The sequence below is a fragment of the Streptococcus oralis genome, from assembly GCF_023109195.1.
Lineage (GTDB): Bacteria > Bacillota > Bacilli > Lactobacillales > Streptococcaceae > Streptococcus > Streptococcus oralis_BV.
Map to the genome: position 1 here is coordinate 1,115,287 of NZ_JALDUB010000001.1, position 17,170 is coordinate 1,132,456.

Consider the following 17,170-nt stretch of genomic DNA (forward strand, 5'->3'; position numbering starts at 1 on the left):
CTACACTCCCAGTATACCATAAAAGACCACCATGAAGGTGGTCGTTTATCCATGAAACTAGTTCTCGTTATATTTTTGCTGAAAGGCTTCCATAGCCTTGAACAACTCAAGTTCTTTTTCATTAGCTGGTTGCTTGCCGAGGTATTTGTATTCAAAGAATTCTATTCTATCCGTTGGTCCAAATTTACTTTTATTCCATGGTGCATAGTCAAAGTCCAAAAAGGTTTTATTGTTTTCATCCACTTTGATTGTAAAGGCGGACCACTCTGCCAGACCCTGTTCGATGAAAATCTTCTTCATATCTTCACCTAAAGCAAAAAGATTTATGTAATCTATTCTGAATTCTGTCTTAGGGATAGCAAATAAAGATGGAATATCCATGTAATAATGATATTCTCCTTTATATTTAAAGAAAAATATCACGCCACCACTAAGCGTCTTATCCACTTCAAAATTAATATAAAGATCATCCCACTCAACTGGAATCATATCATTTACTTTATATATAATCTCGGTCATCTTCTCATTAATCTGTTTTTCCATTTTATCCTCCGATTTGGATTATACATTTAAACACAAGACTTCCTAATCTGCCTTGAGTTTTTCTTTACAATAATCCACAATGTATTCATTGATCCATTTATTCTTATTTTGGAAACCTCCGAATTTACGCTTTGCGATCAAATCTTCTGCCATTTGGAGTGCCTCTTGATATTTCTCGCGATGGATCATTAATAGCATCCCCATCAAATCATATCGAGCAGGATTTGATGAATTCTCAACAGCATAGTTATAAAAATCTTCAAAACTGTCGAACCCATTGATACGTTTAAGAACTTCTTCATGCACTTCTGAGAGCACCTCGAAAACCCTAGCTTCGACTTTTTCTAAGTCAAGGTCCTCCATCGTCCAGTCTTCTTCATTGATTTTGGTTGGTAAGGATAAGGAATCAACTGTGAAAGCTCCAACAGCTCGAAGACTCATTGGTTCCTGCGAATTACTCGCCATATCAAAAACTTCCCAAAAAATATCATCCAAAATATATGGTTTGATATCCGTGCGAATAATTAGACGAAACTTATTATCTGGAAATTTAATATCAATCATATACGAAACCAAATAGTCTCCCACTTTGTTGAAATAGGCCCAATCTCGAGACTTTAACTGTAATTTTTTTGCTGCATTGCGCTGAACTTTTTTCAATTCTTTTTTTAGTTGTTTATCTATTTTTGAAAATTTAACCATTGAATTTCCTCACTAATCTGGTCTTATTCCTCTTATCCAAGCAAACTATTTTCCATTATGTTCCTGCTGGAAGGCTTCCATAGCCTTGAACTGTTCTTGTTCTTTTTCGTTTCTTGGTTCAAATCCTAAAAATTGATATCTGAAAAAGTTCATTTGAGCAGTTGGTCCAAAATTACTTTTATTCCATGGAGCATAGTCATAGTCGACTGAAAGCTTGTTGTTATCATCTAAATGGATGATACAAATGTACCAATCTGCCAAATTATTTTCAATAAACACTCTTTTCAGATCTTCTGATTTTTTAAATAAAACCTTGTTTTCGCTTAGAATATCCATCATCGATAGGCCAAAATCTTCTGACATTTCCAGATGGTAATGATAGTGATTTTTATACTTAAAATAGAAATAGGCTTCACCACTATATGTCTTGTCCATCTCGGTTACAATATACAAGTCATCCCACTCAACTGGAATCATATCGTTGGCTTGATGCACGATTTCGATAATTTTCTCATTAATCTGTTTTTCCATATGTTCCTCCGGTTTGGTGTATTCACATTTTATCTGTATCTCTAGTATACCATAAAGAACAGAAACCAACTTACTCTTATAAAATTTGCTCAAATAGGGCAAAATTGCCTCAATAAAACAGTAAAATGGACCAATCATATCGCTAGGTATAGCAACTTTCTATCCTTTCCAACGAAAAAATCCACGAATTAATAATATTCGTGGATTTTTCCTAGTGAGGCGTTTAGGTAAGCCGATTTTACACTACGACACGGAGTTTGGCAAATCGATTCTATTTGCCAAACGTAGTTAGTGAGGCAGTTAGCTAGTTCGCTTCCTTTATGTTACGACGGCAAAACCCACGAACCGATACCATTCGTGGGTTTTACCTAGTGAAGCGTTTAGGTAAACCGCCATAGCGGTTACCGTTAAATGACAGCAACTTTGTGTTGCTAGTCATTTGTAACGATTTACATCTTTTCCTCCAACTCTACGTCTGGATACTTATCTGCAAACCAGCGGAGGGCAAAGTCATTTTCAAAGAGAAAGACTGGTTGGTCGAAACGGTCTTTAGCCAAGATATTGCGGCTTGAGGACATCCGTTCATCCAAGTCCTCAGTCTTGATCCAACGAACGGTCTTTTTACCCATCGGGCTCATGACCACTTCTGCATTGTACTCGCCTTCCATGCGGTGCTTAAAGACTTCAAACTGGAGTTGTCCCACAGCTCCTAGCATGTATTCGCCTGTTTGGTAATTCTTGTAAAGCTGAATAGCTCCTTCTTGCACCAATTGCTCAATCCCCTTGTGGAAGGATTTTTGCTTCATGACGTTCTTAGCAGAAACTTTCATAAAAATCTCAGGTGTAAAGGTTGGCAGTGGTTCAAACTCAAACTTATTTTTTCCAACCGTCAAGGTGTCTCCAACCTGATAAGTACCGGTATCGTAAACCCCGATGATATCACCTGCAACAGCGTTTGTCACATTCTCACGACTTTCGGCCATAAACTGGGTGACATTAGAAAGCTTGGCAGTCTTCCCAGTACGAGGCAAATTGACACTCATTCCTCGCTCAAATTCACCCGATACGATACGGACAAAGGCGATACGGTCCCGGTGACGAGGGTCCATGTTGGCTTGGATTTTAAAGACAAATCCTGAGAAATCCTTATCATAAGGATCCACAATTTCGCCATCTGTTTTCTTGTGGCCATGTGGTTCTGGAGCAAACTCAAGGAAGGTTTCAAGGAAGGTCTGAACCCCAAAGTTTGTCAAGGCTGATCCGAAGAAGACTGGTGTTAATTCACCCGCTAAAATAGCTTCTTCTGAAAACTCATTTCCAGCTTCATTTAAAAGCTCAATATCATCTTTGACTTGCTCGTAGAAAGGATTGCTGCCAAAGAGTTTATCTCCATCTTCTAGACTAGCAAAACGCTCATCCCCTTTATAGAGCTCCAAGCGTTGGTTATAGAGGTCATACAAGCCTTCAAAGGCTTTCCCCATCCCGATCGGCCAGTTCATCGGATAGCTCGCAATACCCAAGACATCTTCCAATTCTTGCAAGAGGTCCAGCGGCTCACGACCATCACGGTCTAGCTTGTTCATAAAGGTAAAGACTGGAATACCACGATGTTTCACAACCTCAAACAATTTCTTTGTCTGCGCCTCGATACCCTTGGCAGAGTCCACAACCATGACCGCAGCATCCACTGCCATCAAGGTCCGATAAGTATCTTCTGAGAAGTCCTCGTGCCCTGGTGTGTCTAGGATATTGACGCGCTTGCCATCATAGTCAAACTGCATAACAGATGACGTGACCGAAATCCCACGTTGTTTCTCAATATCCATCCAGTCAGACTTGGCAAAAGTCCCTGTTTTCTTCCCTTTTACCGTACCAGCCTCACGAATCTCGCCCCCAAAGTAGAGCAACTGCTCAGTGATGGTTGTCTTCCCCGCGTCCGGGTGGGAGATAATGGCAAAGGTACGGCGTTTCTTTATTTCTTCTTGAATAGTCATAAGTTCTCTTTCTTTGATTTTCTATTTTTAGTTGTTTCAGTAGCTAAGAATGATGTTTACATTGGATTTTACTATTCCTTTCAACTCTCCATTATAGCGGATTTTGGGGAGTTTTTCAATTGCTCATCCGATGAAAAGGCAAGCTAGAGCACAGGTTGCACCTGATTTCTCTTTTTCCACCGTTTTTTAAACAAGATATCAAAGAGAACCAGAGCCAGCGAAAGGATGACGGACACAAGAAGATATTTTAACCATAGAGGAGCATTCGAGATAAACGGGGTATCTCTTAAGAGACCATAATTTCCACCTGTCACCTGATTAACTGCAACTAGAAAGAGGTTGAGAATAAAGGTATAGGCTACAATCATATATTTCTTTAGTAGGCTCTTATCATAGTGATTCATCAAGTAAACCAATGAATTCACTAGAAGAGCATAGTGCCCAATCAAAAATGAAAAACTGGTAATATGGGGGAAATCATAGGGGTCAAAAACCGGGTAAACCAAGGCAAAGACCGCTCCACTTGCTCCTAAGAGGGCAAAATATTGCTTGCTCCGCCATTTATCTGGCAAGAAAACCACCGCAAACATGGCTAAACGGCAATGGTAAAATGGAAGGCTATTAGAAAATGGAATCCCAAAGCCAACATACCAACTATATAGGGCTAGCAACTGGAGGATCTGAATCCCCTTAAACAAGCGGACAAATTTCGGATTCTTGTGATAAGCAAGTGCTCCATAAATACAAAGCACTAAAGTAAGCATCATGATCCCATACCAAAAGAGGGAAATGGGAGGAGGAACCGTTTGAGATCTGGTGATAAATTGATGGAACATATTTCTATCCTAACTCTTATTTTTTCTATTCTCTAGTTTAACCATTATAGCGAATTAAAAGCGATTTTTCAATTTCTATTTCTTTTCAGTTTGGCTCCCTTATTTATAGGAAAATATGGTAAAATAGAACAGACTAAAAATCATCATTTCACGAAAGGATGCAAGATGAAAATTACGCAAGAAGAGGTAACGCACGTTGCCAATCTTTCAAAATTAAGATTCTCTGAAGAAGAAACTGCTGCTTTTGCGACCACCCTGTCTAAGATTGTAGATATGGTTGAGTTGCTGGGCGAAGTCGACACAACTGGTGTCGCACCTACTACGACCATGGCTGACCGTAAGACCGTACTCCGCCCTGATGTGGCTGAAGAAGGAACAGACCGTGACCGCTTGTTTAAAAACGTACCTGAAAAAGACAACTACTATATCAAGGTACCAGCTATCCTAGATGATGGAGGAGATGCCTAATGACTTTTAATAACAAAACTATTGAAGACTTGCACAATCTCCTTGTCTCTAAGGAGATTTCAGCAACTGAATTGACCCAAGCCACGCTTGAAGATATCAAGTCTCGCGAGAAAGCAATCAATGCTTTTGTTACCATCGCTGAAGAGCAAGCCCTTGCTCAAGCTAAGGCTATTGATGAAGCTGGAATTGACGCGGATAATGTTCTTTCAGGAATTCCACTGGCTGTTAAGGATAATATCTCTACCGACGGTATTCTTACAACTGCTGCCTCAAAAATGCTCTACAACTACGAGCCAATCTTTGATGCGACAGCCGTTGCCAATGCAAAAGCTAAGGGTATGATTGTCGTCGGAAAGACCAACATGGACGAATTTGCCATGGGTGGATCCGGTGAAACTTCTCACTACGGTGCGACTAAAAATGCTTGGGACCAGACCAAGGTTCCTGGTGGTTCATCAAGTGGTTCTGCCGCAGCCGTAGCCTCAGGACAAGTCCGCTTGTCACTTGGTTCTGATACCGGTGGTTCCATCCGCCAACCTGCTGCCTTCAACGGGATCGTTGGTCTCAAACCAACCTACGGAACAGTTTCACGTTTCGGCCTCATTGCCTTTGGTAGCTCTCTAGACCAGATTGGACCTTTTGCTCCAACTGTTAAAGAAAATGCTCTCTTGCTCAATGCAATTGCTAGCGAAGATGCCAAAGACTCTACTTCTGCTCCTGTCCGCATTGCTGACTTTACTTCCAAAATCGGGCAAGACATCAAGGGAATGAAAATTGCTTTGCCTAAGGAATACCTTGGTGAAGGGATTGACCCAGAGGTTAAGGAAACTATCCTGAACGCAGCCAAACACTTTGAAAAACTTGGTGCCATCGTCGAAGAAGTTAGCCTTCCTCACTCAAAATACGGTGTTGCCGTTTACTACATCATCGCTTCATCAGAAGCATCCTCAAACTTGCAACGTTTTGACGGTATTCGTTATGGCTACCGCGCAGAGGATGCGACGAATCTTGATGAAATCTATGTAAACAGCCGTAGCCAAGGTTTCGGTGAAGAAGTGAAACGCCGTATCATGCTTGGAACATTTAGCCTTTCATCAGGTTACTATGATGCCTATTACAAGAAGGCTGGACAAGTTCGTACCCTCATCATCCAAGATTTCGAAAACGTCTTTGCGGATTACGATTTAATCCTAGGACCAACTGCTCCAAGTGTTGCCTATGACTTGGACTCCCTCAACCATGACCCCGTTGCTATGTACTTGGCTGACCTTTTGACCATTCCAGTCAACTTGGCAGGTCTCCCAGGAATTTCGATCCCTGCTGGATTTGCTCAAGGTCTACCTGTCGGTCTGCAATTGATCGGTCCTAAATACTCAGAAGAGACCATTTACCAAGCTGCTGCTGCCTTTGAAGCAACAACAGACTACCACAAACAACAACCCGTGATTTTTGGAGGTGACAACTAATGAACTTTGAAACAGTCATTGGACTTGAAGTCCACGTAGAGCTCAACACCAATTCAAAAATCTTCTCACCTACTTCTGCCCACTTTGGAAATGACCAAAATGCCAATACCAACGTGATTGACTGGTCTTTCCCAGGCGTACTACCAGTTCTCAATAAAGGTGTTGTCGATGCTGGTATCAAGGCTGCACTCGCTCTTAACATGGACATCCATAAGAAGATGCACTTTGACCGCAAGAACTACTTCTATCCTGACAATCCTAAAGCCTACCAAATTTCTCAGTTTGATGAGCCAATCGGCTACAACGGCTGGATTGAAGTGGAGCTAGAAGACGGTACGACCAAGAAAATCGGTATCGAACGCGCCCACTTGGAAGAAGACGCTGGTAAAAACACCCACGGTACAGATGGCTACTCTTATGTTGACCTCAACCGCCAAGGGGTGCCATTGATTGAGATTGTATCTGAAGCGGACATGCGTTCCCCAGAAGAAGCCTATGCTTATCTAACTGCCCTAAAGGAAGTCATCCAGTACGCTGGAATTTCTGATGTTAAGATGGAAGAAGGTTCCATGCGTGTGGATGCCAATATCTCCCTTCGTCCTTATGGTCAAGAAAAATTCGGTACCAAGACTGAGTTGAAAAACCTCAACTCCTTCTCAAACGTTCGTAAGGGTCTCGAATACGAAGTCCAACGCCAGGCTGAAATCCTTCGCTCAGGTGGTCAAATTCGCCAAGAAACACGTCGTTACGATGAAGCTAACAAGGCAACCATCCTCATGCGTGTTAAGGAAGGCGCTGCTGACTACCGCTACTTCCCAGAACCAGACCTACCCCTCTTTGAAATCTCAGATGAGTGGATTGAGGAAATGCGCACAGAATTGCCAGAGTTTCCAAAAGAACGCCGTGCTCGCTACGTTGCTGACCTTGGCTTGTCAGACTACGATGCTAGTCAGTTGACTGCAAATAAGGTCACTTCTGACTTCTTTGAAAAAGCTGTTGCACTCGGTGGCGATGCCAAACAAGTTTCTAACTGGCTCCAAGGTGAAGTTGCTCAGTTCTTGAACGCCGAAGGTAAAACACTGGAACAAATCGAATTAACACCAGAAAACTTGGTTGAAATGATTGCCATCATCGAAGACGGCACGATCTCTTCCAAGATTGCCAAGAAAGTCTTTGTCCACCTGGCTAAAAATGGCGGTGGCGCGCGTGAATACGTGGAAAAAGCAGGCTTGGTGCAAATCTCTGATCCAGATGTCTTGATCCCAATCATCCACCAAGTCTTTGCGGATAACGAAGCTGCCGTTGCCGACTTCAAGTCAGGCAAACGCAACGCAGACAAGGCCTTCACAGGATTCCTTATGAAGGCAACTAAAGGCCAAGCCAACCCACAAGTTGCCCTTAAACTCCTTGCACAGGAATTGGCGAAGTTGAAAGAAAGTGAGTAATTTACTCTTTAAACACTTTTTTTACTTTTAAAACGAGAATGAGACAAGGGGAATGAATGAACAAATTTTTACGATTGCTATTTGTCTTAGTCATCATCGCTATGTTAGGCGCTTCTATACTACAAATTTTCTTTCCATCGTACATGGGAAGCCACTCCGGGTACGGAATATCTGTTGGTTGGCAACGAGAAATTGGAATATGGAATTTAGCTGTATTGATTATTATTCTCGCTGTCAATATTAAATACGATTGGTTCTATCTACGAATCGCACTTCTTGCTCTCATTATTGGCGGAATTGGAATAGGAACAAATCACTTACTCAATTATATGGAGTATCACTCTCCTGTAAATGCTATCGGTGCTTTTGAAAATTACTTGCTAGCAATAGGGTGGATTGTGGGATGGCTCATCGAGCGCCATTCCATAAAGAAGCTAAATGCTAGTAAATAACGCCTAGTATATCTTAGATTATTTTAAAGGTTATTAATAGTTTAATAATCATTCGAATTCAGAATTCTACCTTTTCAATCATATAGTTAGGAGACACATGAAAAAGTTTTATGCTCTTTTAATGACCTGTTTATTACTTGTTTTTCTATCCGTGCCTCAAATCGTTGATGCAGGTGTCGGGCATTCCAGAAGTGGAGGGAGCAGCCGCAGTAGCAGCCGCTCAAGTGGGGGTGGAAGTCGTTCTGGCGGATCATCCTACCACTACTACCGCTCTGGATATGGATCATCCTCTAGTAGCTCTACCAACTCATTCGAAATGGGATTGGTATTCCTGGTTGTCGCAGGAGTTTTCCTAGTTAGTATCTTTAAAGCCTCGAAGAATAACTCAGAAGATTCAAGTTCAACAGACACTAGTAATGATTCTCAAACGCTCCATCGTCGAGTTGAACACAACACACGGGCCATTAGTCTTGTGAAATACGGAGATCCAAACTTTGACGCGGAAGCTTTCACATCTTGGGTTAAGGAAGTCTACCTTAAATTGCAGGTTGCCTGGACTGAGAAAAATTGGAACTCTGTCCGCGCTATAGAAAGTACCAGTCTCTACTCCCAACACAGTGCCCAACTCGAAGACCATATTCGTGCTAAAACAACTAATGTTTTAGAGAAAGTTTGTATCGAAAATGTTCGCATCAAGGAGTTTATTGAAAATCCTGACGGAAACGATACCTTAGTGGTGATTCTATCATCAATTTTACGAGACTATGTCATTGACGATGATACTCGCCGTGTCATTGAAGGAGACCCTAAAAAAGATCTCTTCACTGTGTATCAATTAAACTTTATCCGTCAACACGGTAGCCAAACGCAAGCAGTCAATCCAGACGAAGTTGTGAGCGACCACTGTCCAAACTGTGGCGCCCCTTTGAAAATCTCTGCAGTTAGCGAGTGCGACTACTGTGGTGCCAATCTCTCTCGCAGTCCAAACCAATGGGTACTGGATACCTATGATGTTGTGGATGAAGACGAGCTTTATAATTAGGAGGAATTATGGGATTTATACGTGCAGCCTTATCAGCAGGCTTAAATAGTTTTAATGATAGTAAATTCAAGGAAGCCATTGTCCTTCCAGATAATGTCTCTGGCGACGCCTTGGCCGTCAAGGGACAATTACTCACAAAAGACCCAGATGGACGTTCTCGTCACAGCAATCAAAATACAGGCCTCTTGTCAGATGGCAGTGTGGTTATCGTTCCTCAAGGTTATACCGCTCTTTTGGTAAACAACGGTACCTTCCTTGGTGAAGTCCTCGAAGCTGGTAGCCACGAATGGCAAGCTGGTGATAACGCCTGGCTCCTTGAAAAAGGTGGTTTAAAAGGCACTTGGGAAAACTTTAAAAACCGTTTCTCTTTTGGTGGACAAGTCATCACCCAACAGGAAATTATCTTTATCCGCATGCAACCTATTGCAGGTAATAAGTTCGGCACACAAAATGCGGTCGAATATTTCAGCGAACGTTACCAACAACTGCTCAACATCCGTTTTTATGGCTTGTTTGATGTAAAAATAGCAGACCCAGTCCTCTTCTACGTAAGTTCTGTTAGCCGTCAAATTACTGACGGACAGCCATTTACTCTCCAAGATGTAGCTCAAGGAACGCTCCGTCAAAATATCGCACCAAAAATTGCGATTGCCATTGCCAAATATACCAACGAAAACAAGGTTGATATCTATAGTCTCAATGCCAACCAAGACACCTTTAACGAACTCGCTAAACAAGAGGTCAACAAGGTTTGGACAGGTCTCTACGGGATTGAAGCAACTAACATCTTGCTTGAGGACCTCAGCTACGACCAAGAAAGTCTTGATATCGTTCGCAAGCTTGATAGCGAGCTCGTGGCAATGAAGTACAACACGATTGAAATCGAAGAACGCCGTGCTCGCAACGAAGCGCTTATTGCTGCAGCTGCAAACGAAGGAAATGGCAATGGGATGAACATGTTTATGGGCATGAATCTTGGCCAAACTCTGGGTGGTCAACTAAGCCAACAAGTCCAAAATCAAGCACCGGCTCAAAACACTGGACAAACTGCCAGCAAGAATTTTTACATCGAAGTCGATGGAAAATACGTCCTCGTTACTAAAGACGAAGATGGAAATATCGTACCAGTCAACTAATTAAGCTCCTTCTGACATTTGAGTAATGTTGTCTTTTATGGTACAATAAAGAGTAAATTATTTATTAAAGAGGTAAAAACATGATTGAAGCAAGTAAATTAAAGGCTGGTATGACCTTTGAAACAGCTGACGGAAAATTGATCCGCGTTTTGGAAGCTAGCCACCACAAACCAGGTAAAGGGAACACCATCATGCGTATGAAATTACGTGATGTCCGTACTGGTTCTACATTTGACACAAGCTACCGTCCAGAGGAAAAATTTGAACAAGCTATCATCGAGACTGTCCCAGCTCAATACTTGTACAAAATGGATGACACAGCCTACTTCATGAATACAGAAACTTACGACCAATACGAAATCCCTGTAGTCAATGTTGAAAACGAATTGCTTTACATCCTTGAAAACTCTGATGTGAAGATCCAATTCTACGGAACTGAAGTGATTGGTGTCACCGTTCCTACTACTGTTGAATTGACAGTTGCAGAAACTCAACCATCTATCAAAGGTGCTACGGTTACAGGTTCTGGTAAACCAGCAACGATGGAAACTGGACTTGTCGTAAACGTTCCAGACTTCATCGAAGCAGGACAAAAACTCGTTATCAACACTGCAGAAGGAACTTACGTTTCTCGTGCCTAATCTCTAGAAAGAGGTCATTCTATGGGAATTGAAGAACAACTTGGCGAAATCGTTATCGCCCCACGTGTACTTGAAAAAATCATTGCTATTGCTACTGCAAAAGTAGAGGGTGTTCACTCTTTTTCAAACAAATCAGTATCTGACACCCTTTCAAAACTTTCTCTTGGCCGTGGTGTTTATCTTAAAAACGTGGACGAAGAGCTCACAGCAGATATCTATCTCTACCTTGAGTACGGAGTAAAAGTTCCTAAGGTAGCGGTTGCTATCCAGAAAGCTGTTAAAGATGCCGTCCGCAATATGGCTGATGTAGAACTCGCTGCTATCAATATCCACGTTGCAGGTATCGTTCCAGATAAAACACCAAAACCAGAATTGAAAGATCTATTTGACGAGGACTTCCTCAATGACTAGTCCACTATTAGAATCTAGACGCCAACTCCGTAAATGCGCTTTTCAAGCTCTCATGAGCCTTGAATTCGGTACGGATGTCGAAACTGCTTGTCGTTTCGCCTATACTCATGATCGTGAAGATACGGATGTGCAACTTCCAGCCTTTTTGACAGAGCTAGTTTCTGGTGTTCAGGCTAAAAAGGAAGAACTAGACAAGCAAATCACACAGCATTTAAAAGCAGGTTGGACCATCGAGCGTTTAACACTCGTGGAGAGAAACCTCCTTCGCTTGGGAGTCTTTGAAATCACTTCATTTGACACCCCACAGCTGGTTGCTGTCAATGAAGCTATCGATCTTGCAAAGGACTTCTCAGATCAAAAATCTGCCCGTTTTATCAACGGACTACTCAGCCAGTTTGTAACAGAAGAACAGTAAATAGAAAAAGTGTTTGACAATTATCAAACACTTTTTTCTTTGCCTACCACTATCTAAAAAAATGGTAATAGACATAATTATAAACAAAAATCCAGATGGGTTTTGCATAAATGAGAAAGTTGAAAAAACTATGGCACAGGATGGTAATTTTTAAGTTCTTTGTCCAACGGTAGACAAGGGCATAGAAAAGACCGCCTAAACTATAAATAATCAAACTGATAGGATCTCGGTGAGTTAGGATCAAATGACTAAGTCCAAAGATAAGAGCAGATAGGATAACATCCAGATAGTACTTGGACTGGGGAAAGAAGGTATTCATAAAGTACCCTCTATGAATCAGTTCCTCTAATATAGGTGCGAAGACTACTGTTAAACTAAAACTGAGAACAGTTGATAGAAAAGTTGGTTGCCCATTGGAGAATAGAATCGAAAGAAGGTCTTGAAAGATATACTTGTTATCAATTAGGTGATGAAACTGTAACTGAAAAGCATCCACCAATTGACGATCAAAATAAGTAGCCACTAGAGCAACTACAAGGTAAAAGAATCTTGACTTCTTTGAACCCTTTTTTTCAAAAATATAGAGCATCTCTTTCTTTTTGAGCCAGTAGATAAATAATAGCAAAAGAGCCATTACTTCAACTGTTAAAAAGATAGAATAGCCATCTATCCCCCATCCTAAAAACTTAGTTAGATGCATAATCCCTAACTCTGGTAGGTAAATCGATAGAAATACCAGTGATGTATAGACTCCCAAATGCCCTAGTTTTTTCATACTTACCCCTTTAAATTATTAGACTATTAAGGTATAATTCCGTTACCATAACCAGTCATTCTATTACGTATTGTACTCCATTCTGTCGCTAAACTATATGCATATGGCGAATCCCAATGTCTATCGTCAACTAACCAAATCATACCACCACCTGAAACTTGCTCTAAGTCCTCAGATGAAAGAACTGTAAATGTTTCTGTACCTGTCCTATCAAGTAGCTCCTTAAAATAAATTTTTGTCAGCTTACATCTACAGTATATATCTTTTTTGTCTATTTTACTGTCCATCTCCTCAACTGTCAATTTTTCACCCTAAATGGTAGCTTTACTCATTGAGAAATAAGAAATTGATAAAAGAGCTTTCTCTATCTTCCCATTAAATTAGAAAAAGTGTTTGATATCTATCAAACACTTTTTCTTTACTTCCTACTATCTAAAAATCAAATAATAAATATAAAATAAGATTGACGGAGCATAGGGAATTGCATTATAGAAACTATGACAAACAATGGTAAATCGAAGACTACCCGTAACTCGATAAGCGACTGCAAATAGAAGACCAAGAATACTATAAATGATGAGACTGATGGGGTCACGATGGGATAGAACCAAGTGACTGAGCCCAAAGATGAAAGAAGACAAGATCACATCCAAATAAAACTCCGACTTTGGAAAGAAGGTATTCATAAAATAACCCCTATAGATTGTCTCCTCAACAACAGGTACAATCGAAATGTTAAAGATTAAAAATACAAGACTTGATAGAGTCGTTTCTCGTCCATTTAAGTAAAGTTCCGAAAGAAGGTCTTGGAAAATAAAGCTATGGTCAATCAATCGAATGTTCTGCATTCTAAATCCATTTAAAAAAGAATAGATAAGGAAACAAGCCACCAAGAAAGCGAGATAAGACCAGCGCCAACCCTTTTTCTCGAAGATAAAGAGCATCTTCTTCTTTTTCAACCACAAAACGAATAAAAAGAAAATAAGTAACACTTCTCCAACTAGGAAGATTATATAGCTGTCCATTCCTAAACCAAAGGTCCTAGCTAGAGTTATAGCTCCTAATGGCGTTAAATAAATGTACAGGAATATTAAAACCATACAGATTCCTAAATGTATTGTCTTTTTCATTCTTTCTCTCCTAATGGTAAACTCTCTATTAGGGCAATATAGAGGATATACTATTTATTGTTTTTCTTATTTATCTAGAGTATTCATGTTTATCCATGCTCTATTATCAAAATAGCTAGAACAAAATGTTCTAGCTTTTAAATTTTCTTAGTATTTTCTAAAGCGTTGGTAACGTTCTTCGATAAGTTGGTCGAGTGGTAGTTCTTGCAACCTATTTAGTTCTGCATGCAATTCATTTTTAACGCAACCTAGCAGTTCTTTACTTGACAGCCCTGCTTCTGAGATTACCTTGTCTACGATTCCCATTTCTAGGAGTTCATGTGAAGTGATTTTCATCAACTCCGCCGCTTCCATAGCACGACTTCCATCCTTCCAAAGGATAGAGGCAAATCCTTCCGGGCTAAGTACTGCGTAGATTGAGTTTTCTAACATCCAGACACGATTAGCTACGGCTAGAGCTAGAGCCCCACCAGATCCACCTTCACCGATAATAATCGCGATGATTGGAACCTTGAGGTCACTCATTTCCATCAGGTTTCGGGCAATTGCTTCACCTTGTCCACGTTCCTCGGCTCCAACACCTGGGTAAGCACCCGCCGTATTGATAAAAGTCACAACTGGTCGGCCAAACTTTTCTGCCTGTTTCATCAGGCGCAAGGCCTTACGATAGCCTTCTGGATGAGGTTGCCCAAAATTCCGTTTGAGGTTATCATGAAGACTTTTTCCCTTTTGGATACCAACGACAGTTACTGCTTGGTCACCTAACCAACCAATTCCACCGATGATCGCACCATCATCACGGAAAGAGCGATCTCCATGCAATTCGATAAACTCGTCAAAGATTCCATTGGCAAAATCAAGTGCGGTCAAGCGACTCTGCTCGCGTGCCTCTCTGACTATTTTTGCAATATTCATCCGCGACTTCCTCCATGCAATCTTACTAATTTAGCAATTGTTTCAGGCAATTCTCTCCGTTTAACAATTGCATCAACAAATCCATGTTCAAGTAGAAATTCTGCCTTTTGGAAGTCATCCGGCAAGGTCTCACGAACTGTATTTTCGATAACACGACGTCCAGCAAACCCAACCAAACTCTGTGGCTCCGCTAGGATAATATCACCTTCCATAGCAAAAGAAGCAGTCACCCCACCTGTTGTCGGATCGGTTAAAATAGTTAGGTAAAAAAGTCCTGCCTTGGAATGACGTTGAACCGCCGCAGAAATCTTAGCCATTTGCATCAAACTCATGATTCCTTCTTGCATACGGGCTCCACCAGAAGCTGTGAAGAGAACGACTGGCAAGTTTTCTACCGTTGCATACTCAAACAAGCGCGTGATTTTTTCACCCACAACGGTTCCCATAGAAGCCATGATAAAGTTTGAATCCATGATCCCAAGGGCAACTTTTTGCCCCTTGATGCTAGCTGTACCAGTTAGTACTGCTTCATCCAAACCTGTCTTTTCACGCATAGTAGCCAATTTTTTCTGGTAGGCAGGAAAGTTTAATGGATCTTGAGTTTTAATACCTGTAAACATCTCCACAAAGCTACCAGAATCAATCGTCAAATCCAAGCGTTCCTGAGCTGAAATACGGAAAGTATAGCTACAATGGGGACAAATTCGTTCGCTCCCAAGATCCTTTTGATAAATGGTGTGTTTACAACCAGGACACTGGGAGAAGAGTTCATCCGGAACCTCAGGCTTGGCTTGTGGTTTCTGCCTTACGGAACGGTTAGGATTGATCCGAATATACTTATCCTTTTTACTAAATAGAGCCATAACTCCCCCTTTTAGTTCTCATACTATTTGAAAGTCTATTCTTTTTCTTGGTATTTTGGCAAGAAAGTTTCCATCAAGAAGGAAGTATCGTAGTCACCAGCGATAACTCGGCGGTCTGAAATCAGATCCAACTGGAAGTCTGCATTGGTTTGCACTCCTTCAATATCAAGTTCATAAAGTGCCCGTTGCATCTTCATAAGAGCATCAAAACGATTCTCCCCATGAACAATGATTTTAGCAATCATACTATCATAGTAAGGGGGAATAGTATAACCTGGATAAACTGCTGAGTCCACGCGCAAGCCAACTCCACCACTTGGTAGATAGAGATTGGTAATTTTACCTGGGCTTGGAGCAAAGTTAAATGCTGGATTTTCCGCATTGATCCGGCACTCGATAGCATGACCTCGTAGGACGATATCTTCTTGTTTGAAAGGTAAAGGTTGACCGGCAGCAATGCGAATCTGTTCCTTCACGATATCAACACCTGAAACAAACTCTGTGACTGGGTGCTCCACTTGCACACGAGTATTCATTTCCATGAAGTAGAAATTGCCACTCGCTTCATCGAGAAGAAATTCAATCGTTCCTGCATTTTCGTAGCCTACAGACTCTGCTGCACGAACGGCTGCAGCACCAATTTCATGACGAAGGGTTTTGCCAATCGCAATGGATGGGCTTTCTTCTAAGACCTTTTGGTTATTCCGTTGGAGTGAACAGTCCCGTTCACCAAGATGGACAACATGACCCTCTTGGTCCGCAAGGATCTGAACCTCAATATGGCGAGCTGGATAAATCACACGCTCAAGATACATAGCGCCATTTCCAAAATTGGCCTTAGCTTCACTGGATGCTGTTTCAAAGGCTGCGACCAAGTCTTCTGCCTTTTCAACCTTACGAATCCCTTTTCCACCACCACCTGCCGATGCCTTAAGCATGACTGGATAGCCAATTTTTTCAGCAACCGCAAGGGCCTCTTCAGCTGTATGAACTTCACCATCAGATCCTGGGATAACTGGAACCCCAGCCTTGATCATTTGCTCACGCGCATTGATCTTATCACCCATGGTATCCATCACAGCCCCAGAAGGACCGATGAACTTAATTCCCACTTCGTCACACATAGTGGCAAACTTGGAGTTTTCGCTAAGAAATCCAAAACCTGGATGGATGGCTTCTGCCTCTGTTAAGACTGCAGCAGACAAAATTGCATTGATATTAAGATAAGACTCTGTCGCCTTACCAGGTCCGATACAGATAGCTTCATCCGCTAGGAGTGTGTGAAGAGCTTCCTTATCAGCAGTTGAATAAACTGCTACGGTCGCAATGCCCAATTCACGCGCAGCTCGAATAATGCGAACCGCAATCTCACCACGGTTGGCAATCAAAATTTTACGAAACATGG

19 protein-coding genes are annotated in these 17,170 nt (G+C 41.5%); 9 read left to right on the forward strand and 10 right to left on the reverse strand.

Going from position 1 to position 17,170, the window contains the following annotated elements:
• Positions 1 to 57 precede the first annotated feature (57 nt).
• From M1F65_RS05415 to M1F65_RS05435, 5 genes are all read right to left on the reverse strand, one after another.
• Positions 58 to 543 carry an immunity protein YezG family protein gene (locus M1F65_RS05415; RefSeq protein ID WP_070837925.1) on the reverse strand — a complete coding sequence of 162 codons (486 nt, stop codon included), beginning with the start codon at positions 541 to 543 and terminating at the stop codon, positions 58 to 60.
• Between the two features lie 42 nt (positions 544 to 585).
• Positions 586 to 1,245, reverse strand: a complete 660-nt coding sequence (locus M1F65_RS05420; RefSeq protein ID WP_049501117.1) for a hypothetical protein — start codon at positions 1,243 to 1,245, stop codon at positions 586 to 588.
• Between the two features lie 45 nt (positions 1,246 to 1,290).
• Positions 1,291 to 1,776, reverse strand: coding sequence for an immunity protein YezG family protein (locus M1F65_RS05425; RefSeq protein WP_049501116.1), 486 nt, complete (start codon positions 1,774 to 1,776; stop codon positions 1,291 to 1,293).
• Between the two features lie 449 nt (positions 1,777 to 2,225).
• On the reverse strand, positions 2,226 to 3,770 hold the full coding sequence (locus M1F65_RS05430) for a peptide chain release factor 3 (RefSeq protein ID WP_247925604.1): 1,545 nt from the start codon (positions 3,768 to 3,770) through the stop codon (positions 2,226 to 2,228).
• A 143-nt stretch (positions 3,771 to 3,913) separates the two neighbouring features.
• The gene (locus M1F65_RS05435) at positions 3,914 to 4,606 is read right to left on the reverse strand and encodes a YwaF family protein (RefSeq protein ID WP_000468953.1); all 693 of its coding nucleotides are present in this window, start codon (positions 4,604 to 4,606) and stop codon (positions 3,914 to 3,916) included.
• Positions 4,607 to 4,771: 165 nt separating this feature from the next.
• Between M1F65_RS05435 and gatC the strand changes: the two genes are divergently transcribed.
• The 9 genes from gatC (at position 4,772) to nusB (ending at position 12,082) form a co-directional block, all read left to right on the forward strand.
• Entirely contained in the window at positions 4,772 to 5,074 is a 303-nt protein-coding gene (gene gatC / locus M1F65_RS05440; RefSeq protein WP_000705419.1) for an Asp-tRNA(Asn)/Glu-tRNA(Gln) amidotransferase subunit GatC, read from the forward strand.
• Complete coding sequence (gene gatA, locus M1F65_RS05445) at positions 5,074 to 6,540, forward strand: Asp-tRNA(Asn)/Glu-tRNA(Gln) amidotransferase subunit GatA (protein WP_247925605.1); 1,467 nt, start codon at positions 5,074 to 5,076, stop codon at positions 6,538 to 6,540. Before gatC ends, gatA begins: the two co-directional genes overlap by 1 nt.
• Positions 6,540 to 7,985, forward strand: coding sequence for an Asp-tRNA(Asn)/Glu-tRNA(Gln) amidotransferase subunit GatB (gene gatB / locus M1F65_RS05450; protein ID WP_139658908.1), 1,446 nt, complete (start codon positions 6,540 to 6,542; stop codon positions 7,983 to 7,985). The genes gatA and gatB overlap by 1 nt, the downstream gene beginning before the upstream one ends.
• Before the next feature lie 56 nt (positions 7,986 to 8,041).
• Positions 8,042 to 8,437, forward strand: a complete 396-nt coding sequence (locus tag M1F65_RS05455; protein WP_247920599.1) for a hypothetical protein — start codon at positions 8,042 to 8,044, stop codon at positions 8,435 to 8,437.
• A gap of 97 nt (positions 8,438 to 8,534) precedes the next feature.
• Positions 8,535 to 9,479 carry a zinc-ribbon domain-containing transport protein gene (locus M1F65_RS05460; protein ID WP_247925606.1) on the forward strand — a complete coding sequence of 315 codons (945 nt, stop codon included), beginning with the start codon at positions 8,535 to 8,537 and terminating at the stop codon, positions 9,477 to 9,479.
• Positions 9,480 to 9,487: 8 nt separating this feature from the next.
• The gene (locus M1F65_RS05465) at positions 9,488 to 10,615 is read left to right on the forward strand and encodes an SPFH domain-containing protein (protein WP_084917751.1); all 1,128 of its coding nucleotides are present in this window, start codon (positions 9,488 to 9,490) and stop codon (positions 10,613 to 10,615) included.
• 80 nt (positions 10,616 to 10,695) lie between these two features.
• Entirely contained in the window at positions 10,696 to 11,256 is a 561-nt protein-coding gene (gene efp, locus M1F65_RS05470) for an elongation factor P (protein WP_000568640.1), read from the forward strand.
• A 21-nt stretch (positions 11,257 to 11,277) separates the two neighbouring features.
• Positions 11,278 to 11,667: an Asp23/Gls24 family envelope stress response protein gene (locus M1F65_RS05475; RefSeq protein WP_000510584.1), complete on the forward strand. Its 390-nt coding sequence runs from the start codon at positions 11,278 to 11,280 to the stop codon at positions 11,665 to 11,667.
• A complete protein-coding gene (gene nusB / locus M1F65_RS05480) occupies positions 11,660 to 12,082 on the forward strand; it encodes a transcription antitermination factor NusB (protein WP_084917749.1) in 423 nt (140 codons plus the stop codon). Before M1F65_RS05475 ends, nusB begins: the two co-directional genes overlap by 8 nt.
• A gap of 49 nt (positions 12,083 to 12,131) precedes the next feature.
• Here nusB and M1F65_RS05485 read toward each other — a convergent pair whose 3' ends face one another.
• The 5 genes from M1F65_RS05485 to accC all read right to left on the reverse strand — a co-directional run bounded on the left by M1F65_RS05485 (position 12,132) and on the right by accC (position 17,168).
• The gene (locus M1F65_RS05485) at positions 12,132 to 12,857 is read right to left on the reverse strand and encodes a CPBP family intramembrane glutamic endopeptidase (RefSeq protein WP_247925607.1); all 726 of its coding nucleotides are present in this window, start codon (positions 12,855 to 12,857) and stop codon (positions 12,132 to 12,134) included.
• 428 nt (positions 12,858 to 13,285) lie between these two features.
• Entirely contained in the window at positions 13,286 to 13,987 is a 702-nt protein-coding gene (locus M1F65_RS05490) for a CPBP family intramembrane glutamic endopeptidase (RefSeq protein WP_084944340.1), read from the reverse strand.
• A 147-nt stretch (positions 13,988 to 14,134) separates the two neighbouring features.
• Positions 14,135 to 14,902 carry an acetyl-CoA carboxylase carboxyl transferase subunit alpha gene (locus M1F65_RS05495; protein ID WP_042902822.1) on the reverse strand — a complete coding sequence of 256 codons (768 nt, stop codon included), beginning with the start codon at positions 14,900 to 14,902 and terminating at the stop codon, positions 14,135 to 14,137.
• Positions 14,899 to 15,765 carry an acetyl-CoA carboxylase, carboxyltransferase subunit beta gene (accD, locus tag M1F65_RS05500; protein ID WP_084944339.1) on the reverse strand — a complete coding sequence of 289 codons (867 nt, stop codon included), beginning with the start codon at positions 15,763 to 15,765 and terminating at the stop codon, positions 14,899 to 14,901. The genes M1F65_RS05495 and accD overlap by 4 nt, the downstream gene beginning before the upstream one ends.
• 35 nt (positions 15,766 to 15,800) lie before the next feature.
• Entirely contained in the window at positions 15,801 to 17,168 is a 1,368-nt protein-coding gene (gene accC / locus M1F65_RS05505) for an acetyl-CoA carboxylase biotin carboxylase subunit (RefSeq protein ID WP_000488663.1), read from the reverse strand.
• Between the last annotated feature and the right edge of the window lie 2 nt (positions 17,169 to 17,170).

What these genes read in the sequence shown, in the direction of transcription:
- M1F65_RS05420 (WP_049501117.1), bottom strand. Translation starts at nt 1,245, where the DNA reads ATGGTTAAATTTTCAAAAATAGATAAACAACTAAAAAAAGAATTGAAA.
- M1F65_RS05465 (WP_084917751.1), top strand. Translation starts at nt 9,488, where the DNA reads ATGGGATTTATACGTGCAGCCTTATCAGCAGGCTTAAATAGTTTTAAT.
- gatB (WP_139658908.1), top strand. Translation starts at nt 6,540, where the DNA reads ATGAACTTTGAAACAGTCATTGGACTTGAAGTCCACGTAGAGCTCAAC.
- accC (WP_000488663.1), bottom strand. Translation starts at nt 17,168, where the DNA reads ATGTTTCGTAAAATTTTGATTGCCAACCGTGGTGAGATTGCGGTTCGC.
- gatA (WP_247925605.1), top strand. Translation starts at nt 5,074, where the DNA reads ATGACTTTTAATAACAAAACTATTGAAGACTTGCACAATCTCCTTGTC.
- M1F65_RS05490 (WP_084944340.1), bottom strand. Translation starts at nt 13,987, where the DNA reads ATGAAAAAGACAATACATTTAGGAATCTGTATGGTTTTAATATTCCTG.
- M1F65_RS05495 (WP_042902822.1), bottom strand. Translation starts at nt 14,902, where the DNA reads ATGAATATTGCAAAAATAGTCAGAGAGGCACGCGAGCAGAGTCGCTTG.
- M1F65_RS05430 (WP_247925604.1), bottom strand. Translation starts at nt 3,770, where the DNA reads ATGACTATTCAAGAAGAAATAAAGAAACGCCGTACCTTTGCCATTATC.
- nusB (WP_084917749.1), top strand. Translation starts at nt 11,660, where the DNA reads ATGACTAGTCCACTATTAGAATCTAGACGCCAACTCCGTAAATGCGCT.
- M1F65_RS05455 (WP_247920599.1), top strand. Translation starts at nt 8,042, where the DNA reads ATGAACAAATTTTTACGATTGCTATTTGTCTTAGTCATCATCGCTATG.
- M1F65_RS05435 (WP_000468953.1), bottom strand. Translation starts at nt 4,606, where the DNA reads ATGTTCCATCAATTTATCACCAGATCTCAAACGGTTCCTCCTCCCATT.
- M1F65_RS05415 (WP_070837925.1), bottom strand. Translation starts at nt 543, where the DNA reads ATGGAAAAACAGATTAATGAGAAGATGACCGAGATTATATATAAAGTA.
- gatC (WP_000705419.1), top strand. Translation starts at nt 4,772, where the DNA reads ATGAAAATTACGCAAGAAGAGGTAACGCACGTTGCCAATCTTTCAAAA.
- M1F65_RS05425 (WP_049501116.1), bottom strand. Translation starts at nt 1,776, where the DNA reads ATGGAAAAACAGATTAATGAGAAAATTATCGAAATCGTGCATCAAGCC.
- efp (WP_000568640.1), top strand. Translation starts at nt 10,696, where the DNA reads ATGATTGAAGCAAGTAAATTAAAGGCTGGTATGACCTTTGAAACAGCT.
- M1F65_RS05460 (WP_247925606.1), top strand. Translation starts at nt 8,535, where the DNA reads ATGAAAAAGTTTTATGCTCTTTTAATGACCTGTTTATTACTTGTTTTT.
- accD (WP_084944339.1), bottom strand. Translation starts at nt 15,765, where the DNA reads ATGGCTCTATTTAGTAAAAAGGATAAGTATATTCGGATCAATCCTAAC.
- M1F65_RS05485 (WP_247925607.1), bottom strand. Translation starts at nt 12,857, where the DNA reads ATGAAAAAACTAGGGCATTTGGGAGTCTATACATCACTGGTATTTCTA.
- M1F65_RS05475 (WP_000510584.1), top strand. Translation starts at nt 11,278, where the DNA reads ATGGGAATTGAAGAACAACTTGGCGAAATCGTTATCGCCCCACGTGTA.